Consider the following 1,138-nt stretch of genomic DNA (forward strand, 5'->3'; position numbering starts at 1 on the left):
AGGTCGGTCTTCTCCCAGGAGAAGCCGCCGTCGGCCTCCGCCTCGCGGCCGAAATGGCCGTAGGCGGCGGTGCGCGCGTAGACCGGACGGTTCAGGCCCAGATGCGTGCGGATGCCGCGCGGGCTGAGATCGACCAGCTTCTGCAGAACCTCCGACAGCCGGTCCTCGTCCACCGTGCCGGTGCCGTGGGTGTCGACATAGACCGACAGCGGCTTCGACACGCCGATGGCGTAGGAGAGCTGGATCGTGCAGCGCTCGGCCAGGCCAGCGGCGACCACGTTCTTGGCCAGATAGCGCGCGGCGTAGGCGGCCGAACGGTCGACCTTGGTCGGGTCCTTGCCGGAGAAGGCGCCGCCGCCGTGCGGGGCGGCACCGCCGTAGGTGTCCACGATGATCTTGCGGCCGGTCAGGCCGGCGTCGCCGTCCGGGCCGCCGATGACGAAGCGGCCGGTCGGGTTGACGTAGAAGCTCGCCTCGTCGCACATCCAGCCCGCCGGCAGGCAGTTGAGGACGTGCGGACGGACGATCTCGCGCACCTCTTCCTGGGTCAGGCCGTCGGCGTGCTGGGTGGACACGACCACCGCGGTGGCGCGCACCGGCTTGCCGTTCTCGTACTGCAGCGTCACCTGGCTCTTGGCGTCGGGGCCGAGCTGCGGAGCGGCGCCGGAGTGGCGCGCCTCGGCCAGCGACTTCAGGATGGCGTGGCTGTAGTAGATCGGCGCCGGCATCAGGGCCGGGGTCTCGTTGCAGGCGTAGCCGAACATGATGCCCTGGTCGCCCGCACCCTCGTCCTTCTCACCGGCGGCGTCGACGCCGACCGCGATGTCGGCGGACTGGGAGTGGACGAAGCACTTGACGTCCATCTTCTCCCAATGGAAGCCGTCCTGCTCGTATCCGATGTCCTTCACCGCGGCGCGGGCGACCTGGACCAGCATGTCGGGGGTGATGCTCTCCGGCCCGCGCACCTCACCGGCCAGCACGATCTGGTTGGTGGTCGCCAGGGTCTCCACCGCCACGCGGGCGTAGGGGTCGTGCGACAGGTACAGATCGACGATCGCGTCGGAAATGCGGTCGCACACCTTGTCCGGATGGCCTTCGGACACGGACTCGCTGGTGAACACGTAGTTGAGCTTGGCCA

The 1,138-nt window shown here is 69.2% G+C and carries 1 protein-coding gene; it reads right to left on the reverse strand.

All coding sequences use genetic code 11. The features are described from left to right. Window positions 1-1,138, reverse strand: a 1,138-nt coding sequence (metK, locus tag DXK32_RS31950; protein WP_205215882.1) for a methionine adenosyltransferase, incomplete at both ends; no start/stop codon positions are given.

Origin of the sequence: Azospirillum brasilense (assembly GCF_003349955.1) — a bacterium.
Taxonomy (GTDB): Bacteria; Pseudomonadota; Alphaproteobacteria; order Azospirillales; family Azospirillaceae; genus Azospirillum; species Azospirillum brasilense_B.